Source organism: Rhizobium sp. Root1220 (assembly GCF_001426265.1).
Lineage (GTDB): Bacteria > Pseudomonadota > Alphaproteobacteria > Rhizobiales > Rhizobiaceae > Rhizobium.
Genome location: NZ_LMDG01000003.1, coordinates 25742 through 50568, shown reverse-complemented (window position 1 = coordinate 50568; position 24827 = coordinate 25742). Strand labels below are relative to the sequence as shown.

Below are 24827 nucleotides of genomic sequence, written 5' to 3'. Positions count from 1 at the left end.
AACGGCATTTTTCAGCTGCCGCGGAATGGCGCATGGATCATCCGACAACTGTTAATGAATTTCGTCAGTTCTGTGAGGAATTGCAGGACTTTTCAGGCGCTCTAATCGCGAGTCCCTCAGACGTTGAAGAGGTGACTGTTATCGGGATCGATCTGACTGCTCGATTGACGCCCGCTAGAAAAGCCGTGAGATGCTCAAAGGCAACGTGGTTGCCGAGATGCTTGAGCTGGACGAACCCCTCCACGACGTGGCGTTCGAAGCTGCAGATGCTGAATGCAACGTCCTCGCGAAAGTACACTTTATCTCGCTGGTTCGAATTCATTAAATGACCGCCTGCGGGCAAACGGGATAGGGACAGTAGTGGAAACTGGAACGACCGAGTAGTTCATTAGCCGTGTATATGGCTTGCAAAATCGATTGGCGCATAGAGGTCACTGTCACGCGGCATGTTGCGTTCCGAATTCCGTGCGGCGTCAGCATTTCCGTACGGGCAAGACTTATTCGGCGGCAATTCCGCGAATGCTATGTCCGGATTGGATACCTTCCAGATCGTGAAGACGCACGCAGGGGCAAAACCTTTCCCCGGCACAGCCGGATAAGGTCAATGTTCAGAACGCTTCTGAAGGCCTGCGACTATCGTCCCGAACGACCCGTTCCCGCGCCACAAGAAAGCGCGAGACGGTGTTGCCAGGCGGCTACGCGTTAGAAGCCTCGCTGCGATCACGGCGTGGACGGAACGTATGGAAACGTCTTCGAGGGCTTCGAGCTGACTGATTCCTTGCCTATGCCCAGACCAACTGGTGTGTTCGCGGCAAACGAGAACATCACATCCGAGACGTTGTCAGTGAGCGATCGACCATTCCACTCAGAGAACCCGAAGTTAGCCTCAGTCCCTACCGTGTAAGGCAGGATATTGGGAAACAGTCTGTGCGCAAGTCGCTCCGCATAGACCTGTGGATCCTCCGCAGTTCCGTAGGCGGCGACAACTCCCGAGATGGCTTTGACGACCGCTGCGCCGTGGACGGCGAAGTCGTCGACAGGGCGACCGGCGTTCAAGCGGTCGCCAAGGTCGCCATTAAACTGCGTGAACAACGGGTGGATCATTGGCAGGCCTATGCGGTTGATCGAGCGCCAACCGCCCGCGTCGGTAGCGAGTGTTGCGACTGCCCAAATGCCGAGCCGATCGTTGCCCCCGATATTTCCGCGCAGCTCCTCGTCGGGAACCTCGAGCACAATCGAAAAGACGGTCTGTCCTGCGAACAGGTTCTTCGCTGCTTCGGGTGTCCACTGCTTTAGGTTGATCGTCGTGCCATCTTCAAAGGCGTGGCCGACGGCGTGGAGTACATCGGGGTCTATCCAGAACGGGTCACCCGCCCTGCCCGCCCAAACCCTTGTGCCTGTCGATGTCTTGCATTCCTTGTCTGTCTCGCCCTCGACAATCACGTCGCCGACTTCGCTTGGGTTGATAGCTGCGCCTCCGATTATTCGACGGAGAACGAACCGCTGTTTTCCCTGCTCGTCCCGATCCTCAAAGGTCATGCGGTAAGTAATGTCTTCGACCGCGTCGCCGTTAAGATCAATCTTGAACTCGTACATGCCTTCAGGGTGAAATCCAGGCGTCGGGATGGGACCAAAAATAGAATGGCAGACATTGATCGCAAAGACCGTACCGATTTGTCCCCTGAACACGTATAGATCGGTGATATCGAGGCGAATGTCCTGGCGTGCTAGAGGCGAATCTAAATGGTGAGACACATCGTTGCTCCCGGTCAGTAGTGGATGAAGGTTTTGGGAAGCGCTCAGTGCATGGCCTCTGGCCATGATCTTGATCCGCGCTTCTTGGCTCATTCTACTGGTCGCGCCTTTTTACTAATATTAGACGTGAGCCTAGAAGCATTCGACCTTCGGACAATATTGCTCCGCCGCGCGGACGTCTGGAATTTTGAGGCGATCTAGCAGCAACCCGCATCGCGATCGCCCGTGGCTGCCGTGCCGCCAGTCGGCTCCGCGGGATAGATTACGTTTCCTTCGCTTGTAAAAACCGCTCCAGGTGTGGCCACCGCGGCTACCGAACGGTTGGGTGCCATCAGGTGCTGGACTTCGAAACCACCGAGAACGAGATAATCGGATATTATGCGGCGATGGCACCGCCACCACGCGGCTTCCGAGCACATGAGGGCGATATCTGAGGACACGCCGTCGCCTGTGATCTCCCCCAAGGCATCCCGGAAGGGTCCCGACAGGGCGTAGTCTGCGTAGTTATGGAAACTCTCATTTCGCCAAAACGAATTGAGCTCTTTGGGAACATCAGGCTGGCGGCCGCGGCGGCCGCCCAGATCTCGGCAATGCTCGTAGGATATTCCCGCGGCGGCAAGGCTGTCAGGCAAGGTGTCTATATTGAACGATGGGTTCTCACGGGAGCGAGGGAAGGCTCTGACGTCGATCACTAGATCGATGCCCGCACCCTCCAGAATATCGATGAACTCGTCGAGAGACCGGTTCGAATGGCCGACCGTAAAGAAGCCCACCGTCACCCCTTTCTGAACAGCGCGTTTTCCTTGTGGGCGGCCACGTGATCAGTACGGCTGCTCTTGATCTCATATTGAGGCTCGTCGGGCGTGGCGTGATGGTTGTAGCCTTTGAAGGCAAAGTCATTCACATGGACTTTGATGATCGTGCCACTGACATGGCCTGCCTCAGAATTCCACGTTACATCGTCTCCAATTCTATATTTCGGCATTTTGGAACCTCGCAATTGTTGTGCTCAAATGAGACCAGCAAGCAGCGCTACGCCTGCGCAAGCAGCGAGGCCCCCAGAGGAACGTGCGGCGCTTCCGCCAGCCAACATCCTTTCCGACGAAGCGCCGAACGCCATGCCTGTTAAATGTAGGAGTGCAGTTGCCAGCAGGAAGCCTATTGCGTATGTCCCGCCCGCAGCGTAACCCGGCATTTCTGCGCCATGGGCGTAACCATGGCATACAGCGAACATCCCAGTGATGCCAGCAATCACCGCGGTCGGCGCGCTAACGCCGAGCGCTACGACGGCTCCAACGGTCACGACGGAGAGCGCAATTCCGGTTTCGACAAAGGGCAACCGAATGCCCGAGATACCGAGCAGCCCTCCAAACGCCATGGCAAGGACGAAGGTGGTGGGAAGCAGCAGCTTCGCGCGCCCACCCAACTGGTAGGCGTACACCCCGACCATTATCATCGCTACCACATGATCGATGCCCGAGATCGGGTGGACGAAGCCGTGGAGGAGACCGCTAGTCGCTTCCACACCTGTGTGGGCGAGAGCCAGAGAGGGGACGAGCGCAAACGCCACGAGAGCGGTCGTCAATTTTGAAAACTTCGACATCGGCTTATCCTTCGTTGATGATCGTTTACTTCGCAGGCGGAGGATCGTCATCGACGCCGTCTGGATCGCCTGCTTGCACTATTGGTAAGCCGTAGTCACAAAGAGCGAAATTCGATCAAGGACTCATGGGGGTGACACGAAGGTGTAATGATGGAAACGCACCTTTGCAGGCTCCATGAAAGCCGTGATGGCATCGCAGGTATTTTTTTGGGCCTGTATAATCAAACGTCATGCGCCGGCCTCGTACGTCCGCAAGGGATAATGAGACAACGGCGTCTGGAGGGTTCCAAATGGGGCAACAAAGCCGCGACTGGTGTTATAGATCCGTCGCCGTGTTCGTAGGCAGTCGGTCCGACGCAACTACGGATGCAGTATAGAGGTCTTGAGGGTGGCAGCTATCGCATCCGCGAGCACCAATGCGTGGTTGTGTTTGTTGTCCTTGGCTCCGTAGAGCAAAGTGACGGAGTGTCCTGCGACAAATCTGCAAAGATCGGCGAACGCAGGATTGTGCACCAGTTCGGCACGATATCGTTTTTCGAACTCTTCCCACCGGTCGGGCCTGTGATCGAACCACTCTCGTAGCTCAGGAGTCGGGGCCACGTCCTTCAGCCAGGAGTCGAGGCGCGCGCCTTTCTTAGACACTCCGCGCGGCCAAAGCCGGTCGACCAAAATCCTGTCGCCGTCGAAGGGGCTCGGTGGCTCGTAGATGCGCTTTATTTGCAGCGACATTTGACTCTCCTCTCTCCATTGCAGCGTCGTCGCGTCTGATCGCGGCGGGTCCGAACCATCGAACAATAGCAGCAGTGACGACCGTGCCCGTGAATAGAACGCGTCGGAGATCGTCATGATGAAGGACTGCCCGGGCAATCAGCTTTCCACGAGGAACCTCCGCCTCATGGCGACCGCCATCGAGCCTGCACCGTGCTGCAGGAAGTATTGCTGCGTTTGCTGACGAACTAATCGACCGTGTAGCCGTAGGGCGCGACCGATTGGCCGATGATGCTCGAGTGAAACTGTTCACACCGGGGCCACGCAGCCCTTTTCCGGAAGCTTTGCACACGATCAATCTCGCTCACGTCGACTATGCGTCTATCCTTCTATGGCAGGCGTGCCTTTGGACTGCTTCCAAGGAGTGGGGCGGGCGCTTACTCAGGCTGTCCGGCAACCGACTAGAACCTACGCATGCGCTCGATCGCACCCGTAGGATGCGTTAGAGCTATTTCGACGCCTGGAGGGTCAGCGAAGTGACGCCAACCGCTATGTTGACCCCTTCCTCCGCCTTGACCGAAATCGGCTGCAGCGAGATCGTGCCATTCAGACCGCCGATCAGAACATTTGCACCAAGGCCGATGCCGACTGCAACGTCCGCCGTAACACCAGAGTATGTTCCGGAAAGCGCCGCCTTGTCCCGGCTGGTAGGCGCATAGACCAACCAAGCCAACTTAGTTGCCTTGACTTCACCGATGTCGATTCCAAATTCGTTGATTCTCGCCGTGTATCGCTCGACGTGACCGGATGCCGACGGCGTGAACGTGCAACGCGCCTCCTGCTGCGTGCCAATGATTACTCCGACTCCTGCTGCAACGTCGCAGTCCAGGGTCCCGACTTCGACGTGTTCGGCTGCATTCGAGACATTGGCCGCAGCTACTGAGATGGCCGCCGCGGACCCATAAAAAAGCAAAAGCTTCAGCATTGTCATACCTCTGAGTTTGATCATGAGTTAAATTGAGAGAAGCCCCGACGATGCTTTTCGTCACCGGCGTGTTGCCTCAAACAGGAACCAGGTGCGCCTTTCGGCTTGGTCGATCCAATTCTCGATCAGACTCGTCGTTGCGGAGTCGTCGTAGTCGGACGCAAGGACATGTACCTCTCGGAGGATCGACACGAGTTGCTCGTTGTCGTCGCGCAACTCCGCCAGCATATCGTCCGGCGTCACGAATTCCGCGTCGTTATCCAGCAGCCTTTGCAAGCGTGAAATCTGTCCGATCGAACGCAACGTAGTACCGCCTATCTTGCGGGCGCGTTCCGCAATGTCGTCCGTAATCGCAAAGATCTGCTCACCCTGCTCATCAAGCATTAGGTGGTAGTCCCGGAAATTCGGACCGGACATGTGCCAGTGGAAGTTCTTGGTCTTCAGATAGAGAGCGAACACATCTGCAAGAAGCGCCGTTAGGGCTGCCGCAACATCACTTGTGGCGTTTGAAGAAAGATCGGTGGGCGTGGCGAGCGCAGATGGTTCGATTTTGGTGATGGGATGGTGGGTCAAGGCAGAAACTCCTTCGGGGGTCGGGTTGTCCAAGAACACCAACCGCAAGCTGGGGTTGGTGCACATACCTACGAGCGGGCGATCTGAATATACCCGCGCCGCCCAATGGCTCCTCTCAATGAGCGCCGCCCGGCCCCCATGAGATAATGCGAGCCAGGCGGAGAGCTGCTTACTTGATGAAGAAGGTAATGCTGCCGTCCGCCGCCTGCTGGGCGTTAACAACGTTATCGACGCTGATACCCTTCGCTTCGAGCTTTTTGGTCAAATCCTTATTCGCTTTAATCGAAGCCTGGAGGTTCTTCACGCCTTCTGACGTCCGCGGCGGCGCGGCGTCGGAAGCGTCCGGCTGAGTTTTTTGGTTCTGATAATCGTTCAAGTATTTGACGTCGAAGGGCTGGTCGAAAGTGACGAGCGTTCGCTCGATTTCTGGACCGTCGTTCATGGCAAGGCTGTCGGCGTAACTTGTTCCAGCGAGAGCCATCGACGAAATGACTGCGGCCACGGCAAAATTCACTACACGGTTCATGTCATGCTTCCTTCTACGATGTACACGAGCCGAACATCAGGCATCGTGCGGGTTAGCGGGGCGCAGCTCTCGTCTAGAGCAGGCACAACGATAGTATTCCGCCGCTAAGCCCGAAAAAATTGAACCCAGGTGGAGTGTGAGTCATACGTTGGTTGCACGGACCTTCGTTGCTTGCACAATGAATTGGTCCGAGTTTCGTAGCCAGCCTCGGACTAAAATTTCTGCGGCTTCTCGAACTCGACGGGCGACAGCATCCCGTTCCTGACAAGAATGTGCGGCTTGTGGAGCAAATGCCACAATGAAACGATCGCTCCCGAACAACTCAAGGGTTTTGGTCTTCCTTGGCGGTACCAGCATCGCTGGCCTCTTCTCCAAAGGCAGCAGGTTCGTACGCTCAGAGCATCCGATCCTTACTTCCGTGTTGAGAGATCGCTAAGAAGGTTGCCTGACGACGTTGAAGGAATGCGATGTCCGCAGAGTGCGAGAGGCGACACGCGCGAACTTTGCGCAAGTGCGGACGTCTAAGGATTGGTAAGAGATTTTTCGACGTTTTTACGTGGCTGATCGGTCTTGCCACTGTCTGGCAGAACGCCGCTAACCAGAATGTCCCGTGGATCGGTCCCGGCCAATCGTCCGCGCTCGAATTGATTGGCGGATAGTGAGGTGTATTATTCTGTTCGCCGACCCGACTTTCACAACGTTTCGCGGTGTTCCGCTCTCGGCCACGACCCCGGCAAGACGATCGCGCGAAATCTAGGCTGAAGACTGCCGGTCCCTTCGCTCTTACGGCCCGGGGTAGGTTTATCCAAGTTCCGTTAAATGGCAGGCAAGCACACTTTTGCCCGCGACACTCGATTACTCCGCTATGGAAATGGATCGGATGACGAGCGGCTCCGAAAAGCTAAGTGACAGCTCCGGCAACTCCGTTTCGCTTACGCCAAATTCCCTAGCGATTACCTGCTTATGGAACACCCGGCCGATCGTTCCGTCTCGGGCAGTGTCGTACGGACGCCGATCGAAGAACAAGACAACATGCCCGTCCTCGTCACCAACGTCTTCTAGGTGGTGCGCTTCGTTGACCTGTTCGAACGGCACGGGTTGAGGCCCGCCAGCATGGTAGTCTGCCGCTGGCAATGGCGGGGCAGCACCAGTATCAAGAGGTAGGGCGTTCACGTCTACGCCTTCTCGCGCGGTTGCGGACACCAACGTTGTCGGCTCGTCGTTCGTGCAATAGAGGCTGTAGGTTGTTCCGGCAGGGATGAAGATAAAATCTCCTTTGCCCGCGATGAGGGTTTCGGCCCTTTTACGATTCCGCCAAATCTGCACAGAGACATTTCCCGATACACAAAAATCAAGCTCGTGGAATACGGATGGGCCGTCGGAGACGCGTTCGCAATCGGGTCGGATGCTGATGCTTTTAAAGCCGATATGACGGAGCGACCGAAACACAGAGAGACTGCGCCCCTTCCGTGCCGGGCTTCCGGCTCGTTCGAACTTGAAGGTCATGGGCCTTGCCTCACCATTGTTTAAATAAGGCATTTTAGCTCGTGGTCCGACGTGGAACTATGGTACTGACGCTCGGCGGCATGACACGTCAGTATAGGGGCCATGGTCCAATCGGCAGCTCCGACTTTGCTCATACCGCGCCACGCCGCAGCTCAGCCCCCGTTACCAAAGCTCTAGACCACCCTGCGCCAAGTTACGTTTTGGCACATGCCAGATTTCAGGGTGTTCGGACAGCCCGCGGGCGCGAAATGCGCCCTACCTGCACGATGAGAACGGACAGAACTCAAACGCTGCGCGGTACGAATCTTAAATACGGATCGCTCCAATTCCGGAAGGGGTTATCCTAACGTCTGGCTGTCCTGCGGCGCAAAGATGCTGGCCATTGGAACGTAAACCCGAACCGTCGCCTCAGGCGAACGTTGAAGCACCGTCACAGCAACCACTATGGTATAGCAGATCAACCCCAGCAGCGCGAAAAATGCAAATTGGGAGTGTCCGGCCGAAGTCGGGTGAGCCACGGGATAGCGTCTACGTCTGATCATAGTCAGAGTTCCTTGCTTGTAACTGTCTTTTGGAATCGGGTTCGACGCGAGCAGCGCAGTCTTGCGACGCTGGGAAGCTAAGACACTAGGGATTGTAGCGACGCGTCCCTACCATTTAAAATCATCGCACCACTTTCGTGCGCTGCCGAGCTGGCAGAATCGAAACGCGTGCCAATTCGCCGCCGACGCCAGCCGCTTGGAGTGGACCCGGTGAAACGGCGGAAATGGCGGGAAAGGTGCGCCTGATCGGACAATCCGCAGCTCAGAGCGATTTGTGACAATGGAGCGTTTGTCGTCTCCATAAGAAGTTTGGCGCGCTCGACGCGCTGTGCCAAGACGTAATTATGCGGCGAACGCCCGAACGTAGTCTTGAAGAGCGTGCAGAAGTAGCTCGTGCTAAGATTTGCGATTTGGGCGAGATCAGTCACTGCAATTGAAGTAGACAACCGCTCCGAGATGTGCGCTTTGATCTTCGACGCCTGCCACGCTGCAAGGCCGCGAGACGCAGAATCCTGTCCCGTGAAATCCTCTTCCTGGGGAATGTTGCAGCCACCGAGAATGCGTGACGCTTTCGTTACGAGTCTTACGGCGTTTGCCCCGTTATTGCGATAGCAATTTAGCGCCCGCAGAAGCAGGCTGTGGACCTCTGCGGAGGTCTCGCTATCAAGAACTTCGCTCTTCAGTTCCGGTCGGGTTATCGCTCCAGTTGCTAACATCCTCAATCTCCTTGAAGGCAATTGGCGTTCTGTGACTGGCCCGATTATGAAGTGCCGACAGAGTTGGAGATATTCCATTAGGATCGCAGTTAGTTGCGACCTCGGACTCTGGGGATTAGTACCAACGTACCATTGCGCCTGTCCTGGTGTGCAAGCCCCGACGACATTTCCAAGACAAGTTAAAGGCAAACGCCATCAGAACCCCCCAGCTTCTTCAACTTGGCGTTCTCATCTTCCAGAGCCTCTAGCTTGCGGGCATCGGAAACCTCCATGCCGCCAACTTCACCTTGTATTTGCAGGAGGTCGCTCCCTCCGCGGGCGTAGGTTGCGGCACGCTTCTCTAATAGAGAACAGCAGCCGGAGGAGGAGCGTCACCTTCATCAGACATTCTTGGGAGGAGGAGTAGGCTGCCTGAAATCTATGTTCCGCGGGAGGAGATTCGTGATCGGTGCACCCAGGAACGGGAAGGTAAAACGGATTGAGGCTCACCGAAAGAACGGACAGGTCATAGCATTCAGCGCGGAGGGCTCGATCCTCGCGGTCTATCCGGCGACGGTCGGAAGCGAGGACAATCCTTCCCCAAAGGGCACGCATAAGGTCAACGGTGTCGCACGTGATCCGAAGTACGTCTACAATCCGAAAATCAACTTCCAGCAGGGCAATAACACGCAGAAGCTGGAAACTCCCTAGCGGGCCAAACAATCCGGTTGGCACCGTGTGGATTGACCTCTCCGAACCTACGTATGGTATCCACGGAACACCGGAGCCTTCCCTGATCGATAAGGCAGGCTCTCACGGCTGTGTCAGGCTGACAAACTGGGACGTCGAGGAGTTGGCTAGCATGGTCAAGCCAGGCGTCGTGGTAGACTTTGTAGACTAGACGCTCCCGGAGGCGCGTCAGTCACAGCACAAGCCACAGGACGCAGTGTAAAGGTCCCGTGGTTCCCAATGTTTTCCGGGAAGATGAAAAGTGCGCTTTCGCGTAGTGTCCGGCAAAACAAATGGCGAACTTTCGAGCGAAGCTTCGACGGTCTCCAGCGTGCCGACTTGGGTCACGCCGCCCGGTTTTTCGCCTTGCGCAAACGTTTGATAGCCTGCTCCAGCGGACGCTGAGCGTTGCTATAATCCCTCCATGCTGTACTGTTTTTCAGCAATTCAGGAACTGTTCGGATCGTGAAACGCTTGGGATCAAGCCCTGACTTCACCTGACTCCAGCTCAGCGGCATCGAAACTGTCGCGCCCTGCCGAGCGCGAGGAGACAGCGGCGCAACTGCCGTCGACATCCGGTCATTGCGGAGGTAGTCGAGGAAAATCCGCCCGTCCCTCTGAGCCTTGGACATCTTAATCAGGTACCGCTCAGGGTTGTCACGAGCCATATTCTGGCAGACGTCGTGGGCAAAGCCTTTGGCCTCGTCCCAGCTCAGCTTCCTTCCCTTGGGCACTGCGAGCGGGGCTACGACATGGAGGCCCTTCCCGCCCGTTGTCTTGCAGAAACTTATGAGACCCAATTCTTCCAAACGATCGCGGATTTCGCGTGCACCCTCGATCACCGCAGCAAAATCGACATTGTCGCCAGGATCGAGATCGAAAACCAAACGCCCAGGCACCTCTGGCTGATCCGGTGCGCAATTCCAGGGGTGTAATTCCACCCCGCCAATCTGTGCGATTGCAGCGAGTCCTTCAGCACGATCAACCTGGAGGTACGGCTTCTTGTCGCCGGACACCGTGACCAACTCTAGCAGATTCGACGTTCCCGGCATGGCATGGCGTTGGAAAAACTGCGCGCCGCCAATCCCGTCCGGTGCACGAATAATCGAGCAAGGCCGCCCTTTGATATGGTCGATCAGCCAATTGCTCACGGTCTCATAGTACTGCGCCAGTTCGACCTTGCTGACCGGTTTGCCGTCACCAGCATCGGGCCACAATGCCTTGTCAGGACTGGAGATCATGACCCCCATGACCTCCACCTTCCCGCCGGTGCGCGAACGACTTGGCATTGTCTTGCCACCGGTTGGCTCAGGGACCTCGGTTTTCGAGGGTGGAGCTGGTCTATCCACCTCGACTTCCGCTGCCGGCTTGTCCTCGCGCAATCCTTTGAACGCGGCCTGTCTGACCTGTCCGTCAGCCGTCCAGCCCGCGAATTCGATCTCGGCGACGAGTTCCGGTTTGAGCCAGAGGATTTCGGGGTTATTCTTTGGTGCGCCGATACCAGTGAATGGAGACTTGGTGGTCTCCAGGTTTTTGAGTCGAGGCATCAGCGTATCGACGACCTTCGCACCGTAGCCTGTACCGACCCGGCCCACATAGACAAAATGATCACCGCGATTGACGCCAACCAACAGGGAGCGAAATTTTCCATTTGTTGTGGCATAGCCACCGATTACCACCTCGTGGCCAGCCCGGCACTTGGATTTAGCCCAGGTTGCTGTCCTCCCCGATCGGTATGGAGCGTCATTCTTCTTCGAAACAATGCCCTCCAGCGAAAGACGGCATGCCGATCTCAAAACCGCGTCCCCGCCAGTCTCGAAGTGCTCGACGAATCGTAACAGCGGCCCGACATCAGAAAGCAACGTCGCAAGTCGATCCTTGCGGTCGGTCAGCGGAAGGTCGCGGAGGTCTTCATCACCCTCGAAAAGGAGGTCAAATGCGAAATAGACCAGCGCGTTGGTCTTGCCCTCCGACAACGCTGCTTGCAACGCAGCGAAATCCGGAGCGCCATTCTCGTCAAGGGCGCAGATTTCGCCGTCGATGAGCATGTCGGGAAGCGTAGATGCGGATTGCGCAATGGCCGGGTATTTGGCTGTCCAGTCGAGTCCCTTTCGAGTTTTGAGTGTCACCTGACCGTTCTGCACTCGCATCTGAATTCGGTACCCATCGAACTTGATTTCGTGAATCCAGCCCTTTGATGAAGGCGGGCGCTCTAAGCTTTCACAAAGCTGCGGTGGAATGAAATCGGGCATCCGGGATTTGGCGGAACGGGTTGAGGACGTTCTCGATCTTGAAACGGACGATTGCTCTCGGGCGTTCGTTCCGGCTTGGCGCTCTTCGGCCGCAAGACCTTCGTTGCTGTCCCACACAGCGTCTGCCTCGACACTGCCGTTCTGGACCATGAAAGGCTTAGGCTTTCGCCCCTTTCCAGATGCGATGGCTTCCATCGTTCTTCCGGAAGCCACCGAGGTGTTGTTTTTCTCAAGGACCGATGCGCCGTCGTCTTCGACAGAGAAATCATCTTGGTGCTTGATGAGCAACCAGTTCGTCCGCTTTCCGCCATCGCGATCGTTGCGCATTCTGACCAGAACGAAACTGCCCTGCAGCCGCTCACCTTGGAGCGTGAACTTGAAATCCCCCTTGGCCAGGGCTTCCTCCGGCGTTTTATTCCCTTCGGGTTGCCAATATCCTCGATCCCACAGCATCACTGTCCCGCCGCCGTACTGCCCCTTCGGGATTGTCCCCTCGAAATCACCGTAGTCAAGCGGATGATCTTCGACCTCGACGGCCAGACGTTTATCTTGCGGATCGAGGGATGGCCCCTTCGTGACCGCCCAGGATTTGAAGACGCCGTCCATTTCGATCCTGAGATCGTAGTGGAGGCGGGTGGCGTCGTGCTTCTGGATCACGAATCGACGGCGGTTTGATGACTTTACGTTGGCCACCCCACTTGGTTCGGCGGTCTTTTTGAAATCGCGCTTGGCCCGGTATTTGGAAAGATTGTCTGGCATGGAAAACCCCGATCTCGATCGCGAGTCGGAATGCCACAAGCTGGGCTTTGGTTCCAAACAAACGGGGTTGTGTCGCCAGAGAAGCTTCGTTCCGGCGGAACGTTTGTGCCCGAGTTCAGTTACGACTTAACACACCGGAGGGGAAATCATGACCAGTCACCGCGCGCAATGGAAAGGCCATCTCAAGGTCGGTGGAATCACTTGCGGGGTCGGCCTTTATACGGCCGCATCGACTGCCGAACGTATCACCTTCCACACGATCAACGAAGCTACCGGCAATCGCGTGCGGAGGGAATTCGTCGATGGTGAAACCGAGAAGACGGTCGAGCGGGAGGATCAGGTAAAGGGGTTTGAGATCGAGAGCGGCGAATACATAATGATCGATCCGGAAGAGGTCGCTGCCGTTATTCCCGACGCCGATAAGATGCTCGAGGCGGAAGCGTTTGTCCGCTGCGGCGAAATCGACGAGGTTTATTTCGACAAGCCCTACTATCTGGTTCCAACAGACGATGTGGCGGAAGATGGGTTTATCGCAATCCGAGACGCCCTGAAGAAGTCAAATGTCGTCGCGATTGCACGCACGGTATTGTTTCGTCGTATCCGGACCGTTCTAATCAGAGCCCATGGCCGTGGTCTAATCGCAACGACCCTGAACTTCGACTACGAGGTTCGCTCGTCTGACGACGCCTTCAAAGACGTTTCTGCGGTTAAGATCGACGGCGAGATGCTCGATCTCGCGAAGCATATCATAACGAGCAAGAAGGGAGAGTTCGACCCAGCAAAGTTCGATGACAGGTATGAAAACGCCCTCACCGATCTTGTGAAGGCGAAGTCGGAGGGTCGAACCCTTCCAAAACCGAAGCTGGTCAAGGTTTTCAAACCCAACGATCTCCTAAAGGCCCTTCGCGACAGTGCTGGTATCGGGAAGACCAACAGCAACAAACCGAAAGCCGCCAACGCTAATGCTGGTAAAAAATCCACATCCTCCTCGTCGAGGGCATCAAGGACCAAGACATCTTCAAAGAAAGCAAGCTGAGGTAAAAGCACATGGCACCGCGCAGTCCCTATTGGAAAGGCTACCTCAAACTCTCACTCGTCACCTGCCCCGTGGCAATGACACCAGCAACTTCCGAATCTGAGAAAGTGCGCTTCCATACACTTAACAAGCAAACCGGAAACCGCGTGATGTCGCGATACGTCGACTCGGTTACTGGCAAGCTGGTGAAAGATGAAGACGAAGCCAAGGGTTATGAGCGCGGTGAAAACGACTACGTTATCCTGACCGATGATGACTTGGAGTCGGTCGAACTCGACACGGTCCGGACCATGGATATCGAGAAGTTCGTTCCCAGCGATAGCGTTGAGTGGGTCTACTTGGAAACGCCTTTCTATCTCACAGCCAATGACAAGATTGGTGACGAAGCGTTTGCGGTCATTCGCGATGCGATGAAGGCCGAAGGGGTGCTGGGTGTTTCGCGGGTGGTCATGGGCAGACGCGAACGGGCCATCGTTCTGGAACCGCGAGATAAGGGGATCGTTGTGTGGACATTGCGGTTTGGTGACGAAGTGCGGCCCGAGGATGAATACTTTTCGGGGATCGATAAGAGAGCAGACGAAACAGCAGTCAGCGCAGTAGAGCAGGTAATAAACAAGCGCACGAAGGATTGGTCTCCAGACATGGTGAGCGACCCGATCGAGGAAAGCCTGCTGAGGCTGATTGCAACAAAGAAGAAAGATCTGAAGCCAACGAAAAGACCGACGAAGGCCATGACGGATGTGGACGCCCCAAAGAGCAACATCGTCAATATCATGGACGCGCTGAAGCTTTCGGTTGAAAAGGAATTGAAGTCGCGACGATCTGGCTAGTTGGCGTTCATTAGACGCAACCCGGAACCGTTAGCGTAGCAGCGCTCCTCATCAAAAGGCGCGCCTCTTTAGAGAGGCTGCAGTCCGGATTTGCTGGGTGAGACTCCCCAAGATAAACACGGCTGCACCTGCTACGGCTATCTGCAGCCAGTTATGGATTTCAAACTTGGCGGGTGCATCAATATCCCGCGGCTGTTCGCCTACATTGGCGAGCCGTTCCCGAAGATCGGCTACCTCTTTGCGAAGCCAAGCCAACTCTTTAGCGTTCGCTTCGGGATCGTGATCGGCTGCTTCAGTGATCGCCTTCTCGGCAGTTTCGATCTCGATGTCTGCCAGATACTCGCGAAGCTGCGCTGGACTGGCGAAGCCTTTTGTTTTGGTTCTCGTCATGGATGTCCCTCCTTGGTTGCCGATGTCGATAAACGCCGAATGCCCCAAAAGGATGCATAGCCTCGGAACATTTGCTCTCCTCGTCATGCAAGGGCTGCCGAGATGAAGCCGTCCAGATGCCCGTTCGCCGTTGAACCATTGTAAATCCGGTGGGCTCATCCACCTTCGACTGCCTCATGAGGTTCCCGGCAGCATCGGTATCCGGCGAAGAGACGAGCCTGTCGTCCAGCTGGATTTCCGCCTACCAAGGCATCAATGCAGGGAAAGACCAACGGTATCCGTCGCTCGCAACGCGTCGATGGTCTTGGGCCTATCAGCGTACACCCAAAGGCTCCCGCCTCAACGACAGCGTGAACAATCCCCCAGATAGTTTGGCAATCTCCGACGCGATATGCAGGCCGAGGCCGAAGCGCTGCTCGTTTCTCAGAAAGTACCCCACCACGAAGGAACCGTCAGCAGAAATTTTATCGGAAAGCTCCATGGAGGGTTCAGATAATGGCAGCGCCTCGAGCTTAGCGGAACGCAAACCCGGCGATGACCTAGTCGACTGCCTTTCCGACCGTGTCCGCTACATAGGCCCCCCGCACACCCATGGGGACTGGCGTGCCGGTTGTGGTGTCGATCTCAGTCTGGTGCTCCAATTCCGCGTTCAGAGCCGCGCCCAAAATAAGGATGACGACGGATAACCACGTCCACATAAGGAACCCGATTAACGCGCCCAGCGTCCCGTAGGTCGCGCTGTAATTCGCGAAATGGTTCAAGTAGAACGCAAAACCAAATGACATCGAGAACCACCCTGTAGCGGTGAAGCCTGCCCCCCAGGTCATCCACCGAACTTTCGCAGGCTGGCGACTAGGGCCGAACCTGTAAACAGCCGCCGCGGCCGCAATCACGACAACCAACAGCAGCGGCCACCGCACCAAAAGTGCAGTCTGCTCCTTGAAGGAGTCCAGCCAGAGAAATTTCAATATGACCGGCATCACCCCGACTAAAAAGACCATCGCCGTCGCCATCAGGATCGCGCATATCGTGAAACAGAGGCCGACTAAGTTCAGCTTTATCAGGCCCCGCTTTTCCTTCTCCTCATAGGCAACGTTCATGGCATCGAAGATCGCCAAAGTGGCATTGTGCGTGCTCCACAACGCGATCCCCAGCCCAAGGAAGAACGCGATGCCCAAGGTGCTGTCTCGACGTTCCACGATGCTTTTGATCTGCTCCTCGATCATCTCGAACGCTCCTGGTGGGAGAAAAGACGACAGGTCGCGCAAATGATCCGAGATCGTGGCCGGATCAGCCACGATACCGTAGAGGGAAACGAGAGCACCAAGTGCCGGGAAGACCGCCAGCAGCAGATAGAACGCGACGCCGGCTGCAATGAGGGTCACCCGATGAGCGAACAGCTTCTCGTAAATTCGCCAGAAGACGTCCTTCAGCCCCTTGGCTGGAATCGACTCAGGCACATCTGCCTGTCGTCCTCGATTATCGCCGTTGTTGCCCGGCATAGTCTCCGCCGAGTGTCGCCCGGCCGAACTCAAAATCACTGTACCGACGGCGGCCGCGAGCGTCGCGATCAATAAAGTAGAGGTTGAAATTAAGGGTCTGTGCATGATTGTTACGTCCTCCCCGGCAGGCCTTTGTTTAAACGCGCGACCAGGATGAAGGATGCAACGAGGCATGTTTGATATATGAGGTGGTAGGAAGGCGCTTATCGCGCCCGATCTCAGGACCGGGCGCGCAGCACTACAGCGTTATCCCGAATTGCCGTTAATCGACAGCTTGAAGCTTCAGCGCAGCTACGCCAACTGCAACGTTGACGCCTTCTTCTCCTTCCAGCGAGAGCGGCTGCAATGAAACGCTTTCCTGGCTTCCACCGACCAACACCTTCGCACCACCGCCAAGACCAAGGCTAGCGTCGGCTGCGACACCTCGATAGGTTCCCTGCAATCCAGCCAGCGGCTGACCGTTGATGCTCGAAACGAGCCAGACCATCCTGCCCGCCTTGACGTCGCCGATCGCGAGACCGAACTCATCGATGGAACCCTTGTAAGTCTGCGCTGGTCCTGGGAGCGATGGCGTGAACGTGCACGAGACGGTCTGTTTCGATTCTATGATCATCCCGACGCCTGCGGATATGTCGCAGTCTAGCTTGCCGACCTCGAGCTGGGCCGCGCTCGCAGAGAGTGGAATGAGAAGCGCCGAGCAGGCCAGTAGAGCAATCCGGTATTTTGACATTGTCGTTCCTTTCCGTTTGGATCGTGGACATCAAACCACGAAGGTTGGTGCCGCCTTTACGCGCTGACGGTAGGTGGCGGATCGAAGGTGATAGCTGTTCGCCACGCCTCATGGCTCCGAGCCGTGCTCCTCGGCGTGCTCCCGACGCGCTCGGGACAGATCGAATTTGCTGAAATCCGTCATGATGCTGACAAGGACGCTTCCCGTCCAACCGAAGGTGAACAGGCCTGACATCGCGATGATCGGCCCAAGCAGACGCCATCGATCCGGCAGGGTGACGCTCCCTTCTCCAAGCGTCGTGTAGCTCTCCAGAACGTAGTAGTAGCTGTCGCGCATGGAGGGGATGATCGCCCTCTCGTAGAGCGGCACCGCCCAGATGAGCGTTTCGGCAAAATGCAGGATTGCAAGCGATGCGATCGTCGCCGCGAGCATGAGGTTCAGTCTCCAGTGCGGTGTCCTGCTGGTGACGTGCATCCAAGATTCGTTGAACCGCCGACTGACGATCCGAATGCCGGCCCCATGCACGAAGATGACAACGATCAAGAACAGGGTGCCGACGAAAATTTCCAGAACGGGCTTTGGGGTCGAGATGACTTCCACTCGTTACATCCTTGGTTTGCGGTGCGACCATTCACTGCTTTCGGTCGTTTGCCGACATCCATTTCTGAATGAGTAGCAGTCAAGGCATGAAGAAGGACTGCGGGCAACAGCAACGGTCCGACAAATTCTCCGTCGATCAGGACGATCGCCAGATAGATGGTGGCTAGTCCATTGTAGGTCAGCATGGCCACAAGAGCCGGGCTTCGTCTCGGAGCCTCCCTGCCCGCCCACGCCATGACACCCCACGCGAACAATGCAATCCCCGTGAGTGGGGCGACCGCCGGACCAGCGCCCGATAGCGGCTCGCCCAGTAACAATTGCGCAACCGCATTGGGAAGAATGACGAGTGCCAACCCGGTGAGGGCTTCGATCAATGCCGCTATCGTGAACAGCAACGTCAAGGGCATGGCTGGTCTCCACCGTAAAGCGCATTTGTCGATCGGCGAAACATTTCCGCCGATCGACCCTGGCGTTGGCTATCAGGCGTACCTAGTCCCCTGATTTGACCTTGGCGTCGTTGGCCTTCTTCTGGTCGGCTGCCTCAAGCTGCATCGGGCCGAGATGGACGGACAACTTGTCGATCTTGCCATCGAACGGGAACGGCAAGTGATAGTCGTTGGGGTTCAACTCGGTACGAAGGTCATCACCGACATCGAAGGTCTCGTCGGCCACCTGCAGGAAGGCCATCGAGTTTTCCTGCTTAGCGGTGGCGACAACCTTGCCGTCTACTTTCAGTTCGCCGGAGCCACCCTTGGCGATCCCCGGTCCGTCATAGGTGTAGTCGAAGACGATCTCATGCTTTCCGGGAGTTAGCGGGTCCTGTCCCACCCAACGATACTGAGCGAGCGTCAGCATGTTGTAGTTGAAGACAGACTTTCCTTTCAACATGTAGAGCCCCCATCCGCCCCAGCGGCCGGGGTGAAGGCGGTCAGTGCGGTGAACGCGAACGCAATTTTCTTCCTCAAAGGATTATCCTCCGTGTGAAATCAATGCACGTCGGTGGAAGCGAACGGCGAATGTCGTCGGCCCGAGGGCCTTCGCTTAGTAGCAGGGCGGATACGGGTAGTACCCGCATGCCGGAGGGCGATAGCCATAGTAAGGACGATATTCGGACGCCACGGCCGCCGCTCCCAGCACAGCCCCGGCCGCCACGGCTCCGCCATAGTACGGATGCCCGTAATAGGCCCCACGAAAGACCGGAGCACGAAAGCCAGCGCCCCCAACGGCGACGCCGCCATAAGGACCGCGGGCTGCGAACCAGTCGATGAACAGCGACGCGGGGCCATCTGCCCCGGTGAGATCGCCCTCGAGCACGGCGACCTCGAAGGTCAGGTTTCCGCCTTCTAACTTCGGCATTTTCAGGACGACCACCGCGTCGGCAACGGAATCCCCCTTGGCGCTGAGTACAGATATCGTCGCGTTGGGTGGGTCTTTGGCGAAGCTGTCAGTCCCCTCACCCCATTGCTTGATGAACTCGGAGGTCAGCACGTGGCCCGCTGATCGGACCGGGCGGTCGGCAAACACGATCGACACCGCCGAGATGCCGCTCATCGTGAGCTTGCCACCCTCGAGTTTCGCCCCTCCGGAATTAAGGACGGCAAGCGATGGCACCATTTTTGACTTGGTCGCGCCTATCGTCTTTTCCGCCGGAGCCGACATGGCGTCCTGCGCGAAGGCCGGCGATATCGATAGAAGGCTCGCCGCGACCGCGATCATGCTTACTGCTGAGAGTCTTAGCATCATTCATCCTCCAGTTTGACAATGACTACTCCCTATTTCAGGAGCCCTAGATTGATCAGTTGAACGCGCCTGTTGTCGGCAGACTCGGGGTGGCCGGGATCGATCGGCCATTCCTCACCGGACCCAACCGAGAAGAGGCGATCAGGTGAAACTGCGAACGTCGTTGACAGCGCCTCATTGATGGCGTCGGCGCGCTTCTGGCTGAGTTCCAGATTGTGCTTGGCGTTGCCTGTCGAGCTGGAATGCCCGACGATCAGGAATTTGTATCGGAACAGGTCCGGGTGGTGCAGCGCGTCCGCAATCAGCCCCACCGTCCGATAGGATTTTGGCTCAATGGCGGTGGAGTTGTTCTCGAAATCGATCTCGACGATCAGTTGCGAAAGCTCCGACAGCTTGCTCCAGTTGGGGAGTGCCGCGACCCCCTTACCGACATTGGCGTTGGCTTCCTCTACGAGCAGGGCGACGTCGACTGCGGGTGCTGCGGACTTCACTTGCCCGAGCGTGCTCATGATCTGACTGTTGTCGAGCTGCTGGGCGGAAGCAATGCACGGGGCCAGAAGTAGGCCCAGTGCCATCGATATGCGAAGGCCATGAAAGATCATCTTGTTTCCCCTGTCCTTGGTCACGGTTCAACGCCATCGAGCGTCGGTGATTGCCTGATTGCATTCCCGGTTATCGACGCGCTTGGTCTCGATAAGGCAGGAGAGGATGTTGCCATCGCCCTTCACGCCATTGCAGTACTGGGAGATGGCATGTTCGCAGACCTTGAATACGGACGCCTGTGCCTGCTGGCGCTGTGAGATCGACGTGATGACGCTTCCGAGGGTCGATGTGCACGTAGGGGTAACCTTCGATGCGTTCTTCTCAAGGCACGCTTGGATGCGGCCGTTTCCAAGGTTCTCGCCGTTGCAGAATTTCTTGATATCTGCCCCGCACTCCTTAGCAAGGGTAGTCACCGCATCGGCATAGCTGATCGTGTCGGCCCGACCGAGCGAGGTTAGAGCAAGGAAGGCAAATACCGCCCACGCAAAGATGCCAACTCTGTCTCTCATCATTGTTCCTATCCTGGAGCGATTGATCTGAAGTAGTCGTTCGATTGTTATGCTTTAGCAGTTATCGTCGCGGCGGTTTGAATGGCATTGCGGCGGCCGCCTCGAGTGCCTGTTCGATCTCCATCCGCATGATCTCGATCAGTTCTTTGTACTCGGCGATACGCTCGTCGCGTTCTTGAGCGGTTGACTGCTCCCATCGCTCTTCCTCGTTGACGGCAATTTCGAAGTCGTCGCAGAGGTCGCGAAACCCCTCGTTGCGTGCGGCGAGTTCATCAATGACTTTGTCGCGCTTCTCGAAGGCGCGCTTTACGAATTCAAGACCGTTCCCCATCCGGTTTTATCCATTCGTATATGTCGCCTGACATTAGGCGCTCATGACCTATTCGGCTTCCGATTTAGAACGCAGCCACCCGCTCGGCGAACCAGAATGCCGACATCGCACCGATTGCATATGTCGCCGTCTTGAAGGCGTTCCGTCCCAGCGCAAAGTCCTTTTCACGGCGGTTGCGAGCTCACCGCGTGATTGAATTTCAGTGAACTTCATCGACTTCTGTCGGACGCCATTCCCTCGTGAAGAAGGGTTCGAGCGGACTATAGAGCCGAAGGATCGTGAACCATCCCTTGTCGGGAACGGTCTGTATCCAGTTCCCGCGTTTGACTCCTTCCGGCTGCTTCGGACCGAAGTAGACGGTGGTCGAACCGTCGGCAGACGCCTCCGCCGCGGGAGACGGATAGGTCTGGCTGCCAGCGCGTGGATAGCGCTGCGGTGTATCCAACATCGATCGTGTCTGATTGTCGTAGACTGTGAATGACCAGAACGCCTCCGCCGGGATGCCTTTCGGCAGCGTCACTTTGTAGGTTTTTGCCCCTTCGAAGTACTGGTCATTGCCGTCCATGAAGGCCATCAGATATTGCGAGCCGACGCGCGGAAGGCGCATGATCATGGCGGGAGAGTCGAGGGTATAGGCATAGTAGAACGCCGTCTTGGAATCCAAGGTGCGCGCGCCCGTCGCCGGCAAAGGCTCAAACAGCCCGTCCTTGCTGATCATCGGCGGTGGCGTTTCGAAGTTGGCCCCGCCTTCCCACAGCATGCTTGCCCAGGACGAGTCGGGATAGTAGGCCCAGCCCGGCACCTCGCTGGCGCGCCAGTTCAACATCCGCCCCGCGGCATTTCCAACGGCGACTGCGTCGGTAAGAATTTTCTTCATGCGCTCGTCGGGCTTGAACTCTTTTCCCTTCACAATGCCGATGGCGGCGAGCTGTCCGGCTAGCTCGGGGTTGTAAGAGTCGGCGGGCTCCTGTTGCACGTTTTCATTGATCGTCTCGAAGAACGAATAGTCGTTCGGTGGGATGGTGTTAAACGCCTTTCCGCTCGCCTCGACAAACTTGGTCTCAGGAATAGGGGGATTGGCTTCCAGCTTGACCTTGCCCTCAAGCGCGGTGGCAATGCTGGTTCCAAGACCTCCCGGCGTATATGGGTAAATCTTGAGGTTGTCCTTGATCAGCTTCACGGTGGGCTTCGGATCATTGTCCGTGAGATAGGCCCGTGACGCGTAAAGCACCCTGTTGGTCTTGGCCTTGGCGACGTAAAAGCCCCCATCGGGAACCGGGCCGTCATAACCCGGCGGTAGGATCAGATACTTTCCGCCTTCACCGCGGTCGGGGCCGGGAAAACCGATGTCGATGATCCACTGGAACCACATGTCGTTGATGGCACCGAGACCCTTCGGTGGCTGTTCGATCACCACCGGCCCCTTTGTGAGGTCGACGACCGAGAGGTAATAGATTGTGTCGGCGTTGGCCGTGAGGAACAGCGATTTCGAATCCATCAGCTCGGGAAAGATGACGACCGTATTGTTATCTGCACCGACGCTCTTGAAGCCTTGTTGCAGGCCATAGGCAGACGCGCCGCCATAGCTGTTGAGGAAGGCGTCCAGGCCACGCGTGAAATCAAGTGTGTCACGGACCTTTGCGGCCGTTTCCGTGCTAGGAGCGCCGTCCTTGAATTCGAGCGTGCCGATCCGCGTATCGACCTTGTCGGGCGTCGTTATCCCCTTGGGAACTTCGAATGCGGTCTGGGAGAAAGCCACGGAGCCAATACTCGACGTGGCCAGGATAACTGCAAGTAGCGAGACTGTTCTTTTAAGCGCTGTCATGATGTTCCCTCGGTTCCACACCTATCATCCAGCGGCTCTGCAATGCTGACGTAGGACACGGAGCTACTCTCGAGGCGAGATCGTGACCGGGCATCGTAAAAGCGCAAGTATGTAACCGTAACATACGGGGTAGTTGCTGGTACGAGACGCTATGTTCGAAGCCCTTTCTTGGATGGCGGAACTTCGAGGGCGTAAGAACTTGGCTGGTGTAAATAGTATCTACGTGGACGACGGTCGAGATCTGCAGTAAGTTACATCTGATGGCGGTAATGAAATCTGTGGTAGAGAGTCCCTCAAGAGCGGGTGAGGTGCAAGGCCGTGCAGAACGAATTGCCACCAGGAGCCGCCGCTGCCTCGCCGCGTCCTGCTCCAAGTCCCGAAGAAATACGGGCTCAGCTCGACCGTATCGTCAGAAGTCCTGAATTCCCTCCATCGGGTCGAAGCGTCGCATTTCTCATCTATGTAATGGAGGAGGCCCTTGCTGGTCGCGCAGACCGTATCAAGGGCTATTCCATCGCCGTGGAGGTGTTCAAACGCAGCGCGGGGTTCACGCAGGACGACCCGGTTGTGCGCATCGAAGCCGGACGGCTGCGTCGGATACTGGAGCGCTACTACCTCGTTGCAGGTCAGAACGACCCGATCCTGATAGACATCCCTAAAGGCGGATATGCGCCGTCTATCCGCTGGCGTGATCCGGCTCCAGATGCCGTCGTGATCAGGTCTGATGAAGACGCTGCAATGGCGACGGCGGGCTATGGCCTGCGCCCGCCTGCCGTGCGACGGAGATGGCTGGCTCTCGCACTGGGAGCGGTCGTCATCGGAAGCAGCTACGCGCTAGCCCAGCAATTTCATTTCCGTCCCGCATCGTCACATGGACCCACCCTGTTCATCGCGCCGTTTGCCAATCTCGGCGATGGTCCGAATGCGGAAAACTACACGGCCGGGCTGACGGAAGAGTTGCTCACCGCCTTCCCCCGCTTCAAGGAAATCACCGTCTTGAGCCGGGAGCCACTGAAATCACGGGGTCCGGAAGGCGCGAGCCCTCAAGCCGGCAGCGAACCGGACGCCCAGTTCTTCCTCGGGGGTGGCGTTCGCGTTTCCGGCAATCTTGTGCGGGTCACCGCGCGGCTGATCGACACCGAAACCAACGAGATTTTGTGGTCGCAAACCTACGACGACGACATCCGGACCCGCGACGAGTTCGCAATTCAGTCGGACATCGCCAACAAGGTCGCCTCCGCGGTCGCGCAGCCCTATGGCGTCATGGCAAAAGCGGATGCCGCCAACCCACCGATAAGCCGCCTCGGCACGCGGGCCTGCACCTTGAGCTTCTACAGCTATCGAGCCGAATTGAGTGCCGAGCGGCATGCACAGGTTCGTGATTGCCTTGAGGCAACAGTGGCCCGCTATCCATCCTTTGCAACCGCATGGGCGATGCTTTCCATCGTCTATCTCGACGAGGGGCGTTTCAGGTTCAATACCCGGACCGAGGCTGCAACACCGATCGAACGCAGCCTTAGAGCGGCGCGGCGCGGCGTTCAAAACGATCCGGACAATGTCCGCGCCATGCAGGCGCTGATGACGGCTTTGTTTTTCAGCAATCAGGTTCGGGAAGCCCTCAAAGTCGGCGAGCAGGCTTTGGAGACCAATCCCAGCGACACTGAATTGCTGGGGGAGTTTGGAACCCGTGTTGCCATGAGTGGGCAATGGAAGCGTGGAGCTTTACTACTCGATCGGGCGTTGGCGCTCAATCCCGGAGGGGCTGACTACTATCACGGAACGCGTGCGCTCGCGGCATACATGCTCCACGACCACGAAACGGCGCTTGTTGAAATCAAGGAGGCCGATCTGCAGAGGTTTCCGCTCTACCATGCGGTCGCTGCGGTCATCTACGTCGACGCGGGAATGATCGACGACGCGCGGCGAGAGGCAGCGCTATTCAACAAGATGCGTCCCGATTTCATCCCGAACATCGTTGCCGAACTGAAATCACGCAATTTCCAGCCTGCTGATCGAGCCAGGATGATTACAGACATCCGTAAGGCAGGACTGCCCGCGGTGGACGAAGTGGTGTCCATGGTGCTTCCGTCGGATTCCTCCTCCACTCAGGAACCCCGTTGACGATGTGGCAGTTTGCTACAGGGCCAACCGAACATTA

At 56.9% G+C, this 24827-nt stretch carries 25 protein-coding genes and 1 pseudogene; 4 read left to right on the top strand and 22 right to left on the bottom strand.

Annotated features, from left to right (window positions below):
• Window positions 1–720 precede the first annotated feature (720 nt).
• From ASC90_RS04305 to ASC90_RS04260, 10 genes are all read right to left on the bottom strand, one after another.
• Complete coding sequence (locus tag ASC90_RS04305) at window positions 721–1755, bottom strand: DUF4331 family protein (protein ID WP_056536174.1); 1035 nt, start codon at window positions 1753–1755, stop codon at window positions 721–723.
• A gap of 197 nt (window positions 1756–1952) precedes the next feature.
• Window positions 1953–2528 (bottom strand): DUF488 domain-containing protein, encoded by a 576-nt coding sequence (locus ASC90_RS04300; RefSeq protein ID WP_244480296.1) that lies wholly within the window; start codon window positions 2526–2528, stop codon window positions 1953–1955.
• A gap of 2 nt (window positions 2529–2530) precedes the next feature.
• Window positions 2531–2740, bottom strand: coding sequence for a DUF2945 domain-containing protein (locus tag ASC90_RS04295; RefSeq protein ID WP_056535861.1), 210 nt, complete (start codon window positions 2738–2740; stop codon window positions 2531–2533).
• A gap of 24 nt (window positions 2741–2764) precedes the next feature.
• Window positions 2765–3358 carry a HupE/UreJ family protein gene (locus ASC90_RS04290; protein ID WP_056535858.1) on the bottom strand — a complete coding sequence of 198 codons (594 nt, stop codon included), beginning with the start codon at window positions 3356–3358 and terminating at the stop codon, window positions 2765–2767.
• A gap of 360 nt (window positions 3359–3718) precedes the next feature.
• Entirely contained in the window at window positions 3719–4087 is a 369-nt protein-coding gene (locus tag ASC90_RS04285) for a DUF488 family protein (protein WP_056536171.1), read from the bottom strand.
• 487 nt (window positions 4088–4574) lie between these two features.
• Complete coding sequence (locus ASC90_RS04280) at window positions 4575–5051, bottom strand: DUF992 domain-containing protein (protein ID WP_056536168.1); 477 nt, start codon at window positions 5049–5051, stop codon at window positions 4575–4577.
• Between the two features lie 60 nt (window positions 5052–5111).
• Complete coding sequence (locus ASC90_RS04275; protein WP_056535855.1) at window positions 5112–5624, bottom strand: DNA starvation/stationary phase protection protein; 513 nt, start codon at window positions 5622–5624, stop codon at window positions 5112–5114.
• Window positions 5625–5793: 169 nt separating this feature from the next.
• Window positions 5794–6150, bottom strand: coding sequence for a hypothetical protein (locus ASC90_RS04270; protein ID WP_056535852.1), 357 nt, complete (start codon window positions 6148–6150; stop codon window positions 5794–5796).
• An 855-nt stretch (window positions 6151–7005) separates the two neighbouring features.
• The gene (locus ASC90_RS04265) at window positions 7006–7656 is read right to left on the bottom strand and encodes a hypothetical protein (RefSeq protein ID WP_056535849.1); all 651 of its coding nucleotides are present in this window, start codon (window positions 7654–7656) and stop codon (window positions 7006–7008) included.
• Window positions 7657–8275: 619 nt separating this feature from the next.
• Window positions 8276–8914: an AraC family transcriptional regulator gene (locus ASC90_RS04260; RefSeq protein WP_056535846.1), complete on the bottom strand. Its 639-nt coding sequence runs from the start codon at window positions 8912–8914 to the stop codon at window positions 8276–8278.
• Between the two features lie 447 nt (window positions 8915–9361).
• On the opposite strand from ASC90_RS04260, the pseudogene ASC90_RS04255 reads away from it, so the two are divergent.
• Window positions 9362–9794, top strand: a pseudogene (locus ASC90_RS04255) (L,D-transpeptidase); the annotation flags it as partial.
• A 172-nt stretch (window positions 9795–9966) separates the two neighbouring features.
• On the opposite strand, the gene ligD reads toward ASC90_RS04255, so the two are convergent.
• Complete coding sequence (ligD, locus tag ASC90_RS04250) at window positions 9967–12633, bottom strand: DNA ligase D (protein ID WP_056535843.1); 2667 nt, start codon at window positions 12631–12633, stop codon at window positions 9967–9969.
• Between the two features lie 148 nt (window positions 12634–12781).
• On the opposite strand from ligD, the gene ASC90_RS04245 reads away from it, so the two are divergent.
• Both ASC90_RS04245 and ASC90_RS04240 read left to right on the top strand, forming a co-directional pair.
• Window positions 12782–13669 carry a Ku protein gene (locus tag ASC90_RS04245; protein WP_200950838.1) on the top strand — a complete coding sequence of 296 codons (888 nt, stop codon included), beginning with the start codon at window positions 12782–12784 and terminating at the stop codon, window positions 13667–13669.
• 11 nt (window positions 13670–13680) lie between these two features.
• On the top strand, window positions 13681–14499 hold the full coding sequence (locus tag ASC90_RS04240) for a Ku protein (protein WP_056535836.1): 819 nt from the start codon (window positions 13681–13683) through the stop codon (window positions 14497–14499).
• A gap of 51 nt (window positions 14500–14550) precedes the next feature.
• Here ASC90_RS04240 and ASC90_RS28630 read toward each other — a convergent pair whose 3' ends face one another.
• The 11 genes from ASC90_RS28630 to ASC90_RS04190 all read right to left on the bottom strand — a co-directional run bounded on the left by ASC90_RS28630 (window position 14551) and on the right by ASC90_RS04190 (window position 22669).
• Window positions 14551–14889, bottom strand: coding sequence for a hypothetical protein (locus ASC90_RS28630; RefSeq protein WP_156392829.1), 339 nt, complete (start codon window positions 14887–14889; stop codon window positions 14551–14553).
• A gap of 539 nt (window positions 14890–15428) precedes the next feature.
• Window positions 15429–16496, bottom strand: a complete 1068-nt coding sequence (locus ASC90_RS04230) for a YihY/virulence factor BrkB family protein (protein ID WP_056535829.1) — start codon at window positions 16494–16496, stop codon at window positions 15429–15431.
• A 157-nt stretch (window positions 16497–16653) separates the two neighbouring features.
• Window positions 16654–17121, bottom strand: a complete 468-nt coding sequence (locus tag ASC90_RS04225) for a DUF992 domain-containing protein (protein ID WP_056535826.1) — start codon at window positions 17119–17121, stop codon at window positions 16654–16656.
• 108 nt (window positions 17122–17229) lie between these two features.
• Window positions 17230–17721 (bottom strand): ion channel, encoded by a 492-nt coding sequence (locus tag ASC90_RS04220; RefSeq protein WP_056535824.1) that lies wholly within the window; start codon window positions 17719–17721, stop codon window positions 17230–17232.
• A complete protein-coding gene (locus ASC90_RS27630) occupies window positions 17661–18128 on the bottom strand; it encodes a hypothetical protein (protein WP_200950837.1) in 468 nt (155 codons plus the stop codon). Before ASC90_RS27630 ends, ASC90_RS04220 begins: the two co-directional genes overlap by 61 nt.
• A gap of 82 nt (window positions 18129–18210) precedes the next feature.
• Window positions 18211–18609 carry a hypothetical protein gene (locus tag ASC90_RS04215; protein WP_056535822.1) on the bottom strand — a complete coding sequence of 133 codons (399 nt, stop codon included), beginning with the start codon at window positions 18607–18609 and terminating at the stop codon, window positions 18211–18213.
• Between the two features lie 153 nt (window positions 18610–18762).
• A complete protein-coding gene (locus ASC90_RS04210) occupies window positions 18763–19461 on the bottom strand; it encodes a hypothetical protein (protein ID WP_056536166.1) in 699 nt (232 codons plus the stop codon).
• Window positions 19462–19493: 32 nt separating this feature from the next.
• Window positions 19494–20063, bottom strand: a complete 570-nt coding sequence (locus ASC90_RS04205; RefSeq protein WP_056535819.1) for an OmpA family protein — start codon at window positions 20061–20063, stop codon at window positions 19494–19496.
• A 27-nt stretch (window positions 20064–20090) separates the two neighbouring features.
• Window positions 20091–20516, bottom strand: coding sequence for a cysteine rich repeat-containing protein (locus tag ASC90_RS04200; protein ID WP_056535816.1), 426 nt, complete (start codon window positions 20514–20516; stop codon window positions 20091–20093).
• 58 nt (window positions 20517–20574) lie between these two features.
• Window positions 20575–20844 carry a hypothetical protein gene (locus ASC90_RS04195; RefSeq protein ID WP_056535813.1) on the bottom strand — a complete coding sequence of 90 codons (270 nt, stop codon included), beginning with the start codon at window positions 20842–20844 and terminating at the stop codon, window positions 20575–20577.
• 199 nt (window positions 20845–21043) lie between these two features.
• Complete coding sequence (locus ASC90_RS04190) at window positions 21044–22669, bottom strand: DUF1254 domain-containing protein (protein WP_056535810.1); 1626 nt, start codon at window positions 22667–22669, stop codon at window positions 21044–21046.
• A gap of 318 nt (window positions 22670–22987) precedes the next feature.
• Here ASC90_RS04190 and ASC90_RS04185 point away from each other — a divergent pair, with 318 nt between their 5' ends.
• Entirely contained in the window at window positions 22988–24790 is a 1803-nt protein-coding gene (locus tag ASC90_RS04185) for a hypothetical protein (protein WP_056535807.1), read from the top strand.
• Window positions 24791–24827: the final 37 nt, after the last annotated feature.

What these genes read in the sequence shown, in the direction of transcription:
- ASC90_RS04285 (WP_056536171.1), bottom strand. Translation starts at nt 4,087, where the DNA reads ATGTCGCTGCAAATAAAGCGCATCTACGAGCCACCGAGCCCCTTCGAC.
- ASC90_RS04230 (WP_056535829.1), bottom strand. Translation starts at nt 16,496, where the DNA reads ATGCACAGACCCTTAATTTCAACCTCTACTTTATTGATCGCGACGCTC.
- ASC90_RS04295 (WP_056535861.1), bottom strand. Translation starts at nt 2,740, where the DNA reads ATGCCGAAATATAGAATTGGAGACGATGTAACGTGGAATTCTGAGGCA.
- ASC90_RS04280 (WP_056536168.1), bottom strand. Translation starts at nt 5,051, where the DNA reads ATGCTGAAGCTTTTGCTTTTTTATGGGTCCGCGGCGGCCATCTCAGTA.
- ASC90_RS27630 (WP_200950837.1), bottom strand. Translation starts at nt 18,128, where the DNA reads ATGCCCTTGACGTTGCTGTTCACGATAGCGGCATTGATCGAAGCCCTC.
- ASC90_RS04245 (WP_200950838.1), top strand. Translation starts at nt 12,782, where the DNA reads ATGACCAGTCACCGCGCGCAATGGAAAGGCCATCTCAAGGTCGGTGGA.
- ASC90_RS04240 (WP_056535836.1), top strand. Translation starts at nt 13,681, where the DNA reads ATGGCACCGCGCAGTCCCTATTGGAAAGGCTACCTCAAACTCTCACTC.
- ASC90_RS28630 (WP_156392829.1), bottom strand. Translation starts at nt 14,889, where the DNA reads ATGACGAGAACCAAAACAAAAGGCTTCGCCAGTCCAGCGCAGCTTCGC.
- ASC90_RS04215 (WP_056535822.1), bottom strand. Translation starts at nt 18,609, where the DNA reads ATGTTGAAAGGAAAGTCTGTCTTCAACTACAACATGCTGACGCTCGCT.
- ASC90_RS04210 (WP_056536166.1), bottom strand. Translation starts at nt 19,461, where the DNA reads ATGCTAAGACTCTCAGCAGTAAGCATGATCGCGGTCGCGGCGAGCCTT.
- ASC90_RS04290 (WP_056535858.1), bottom strand. Translation starts at nt 3,358, where the DNA reads ATGTCGAAGTTTTCAAAATTGACGACCGCTCTCGTGGCGTTTGCGCTC.
- ASC90_RS04225 (WP_056535826.1), bottom strand. Translation starts at nt 17,121, where the DNA reads ATGTCAAAATACCGGATTGCTCTACTGGCCTGCTCGGCGCTTCTCATT.
- ASC90_RS04265 (WP_056535849.1), bottom strand. Translation starts at nt 7,656, where the DNA reads ATGACCTTCAAGTTCGAACGAGCCGGAAGCCCGGCACGGAAGGGGCGC.
- ASC90_RS04270 (WP_056535852.1), bottom strand. Translation starts at nt 6,150, where the DNA reads ATGAACCGTGTAGTGAATTTTGCCGTGGCCGCAGTCATTTCGTCGATG.
- ASC90_RS04260 (WP_056535846.1), bottom strand. Translation starts at nt 8,914, where the DNA reads ATGTTAGCAACTGGAGCGATAACCCGACCGGAACTGAAGAGCGAAGTT.
- ligD (WP_056535843.1), bottom strand. Translation starts at nt 12,633, where the DNA reads ATGCCAGACAATCTTTCCAAATACCGGGCCAAGCGCGATTTCAAAAAG.
- ASC90_RS04205 (WP_056535819.1), bottom strand. Translation starts at nt 20,063, where the DNA reads ATGATCTTTCATGGCCTTCGCATATCGATGGCACTGGGCCTACTTCTG.
- ASC90_RS04195 (WP_056535813.1), bottom strand. Translation starts at nt 20,844, where the DNA reads ATGGGGAACGGTCTTGAATTCGTAAAGCGCGCCTTCGAGAAGCGCGAC.
- ASC90_RS04200 (WP_056535816.1), bottom strand. Translation starts at nt 20,516, where the DNA reads ATGATGAGAGACAGAGTTGGCATCTTTGCGTGGGCGGTATTTGCCTTC.
- ASC90_RS04190 (WP_056535810.1), bottom strand. Translation starts at nt 22,669, where the DNA reads ATGACAGCGCTTAAAAGAACAGTCTCGCTACTTGCAGTTATCCTGGCC.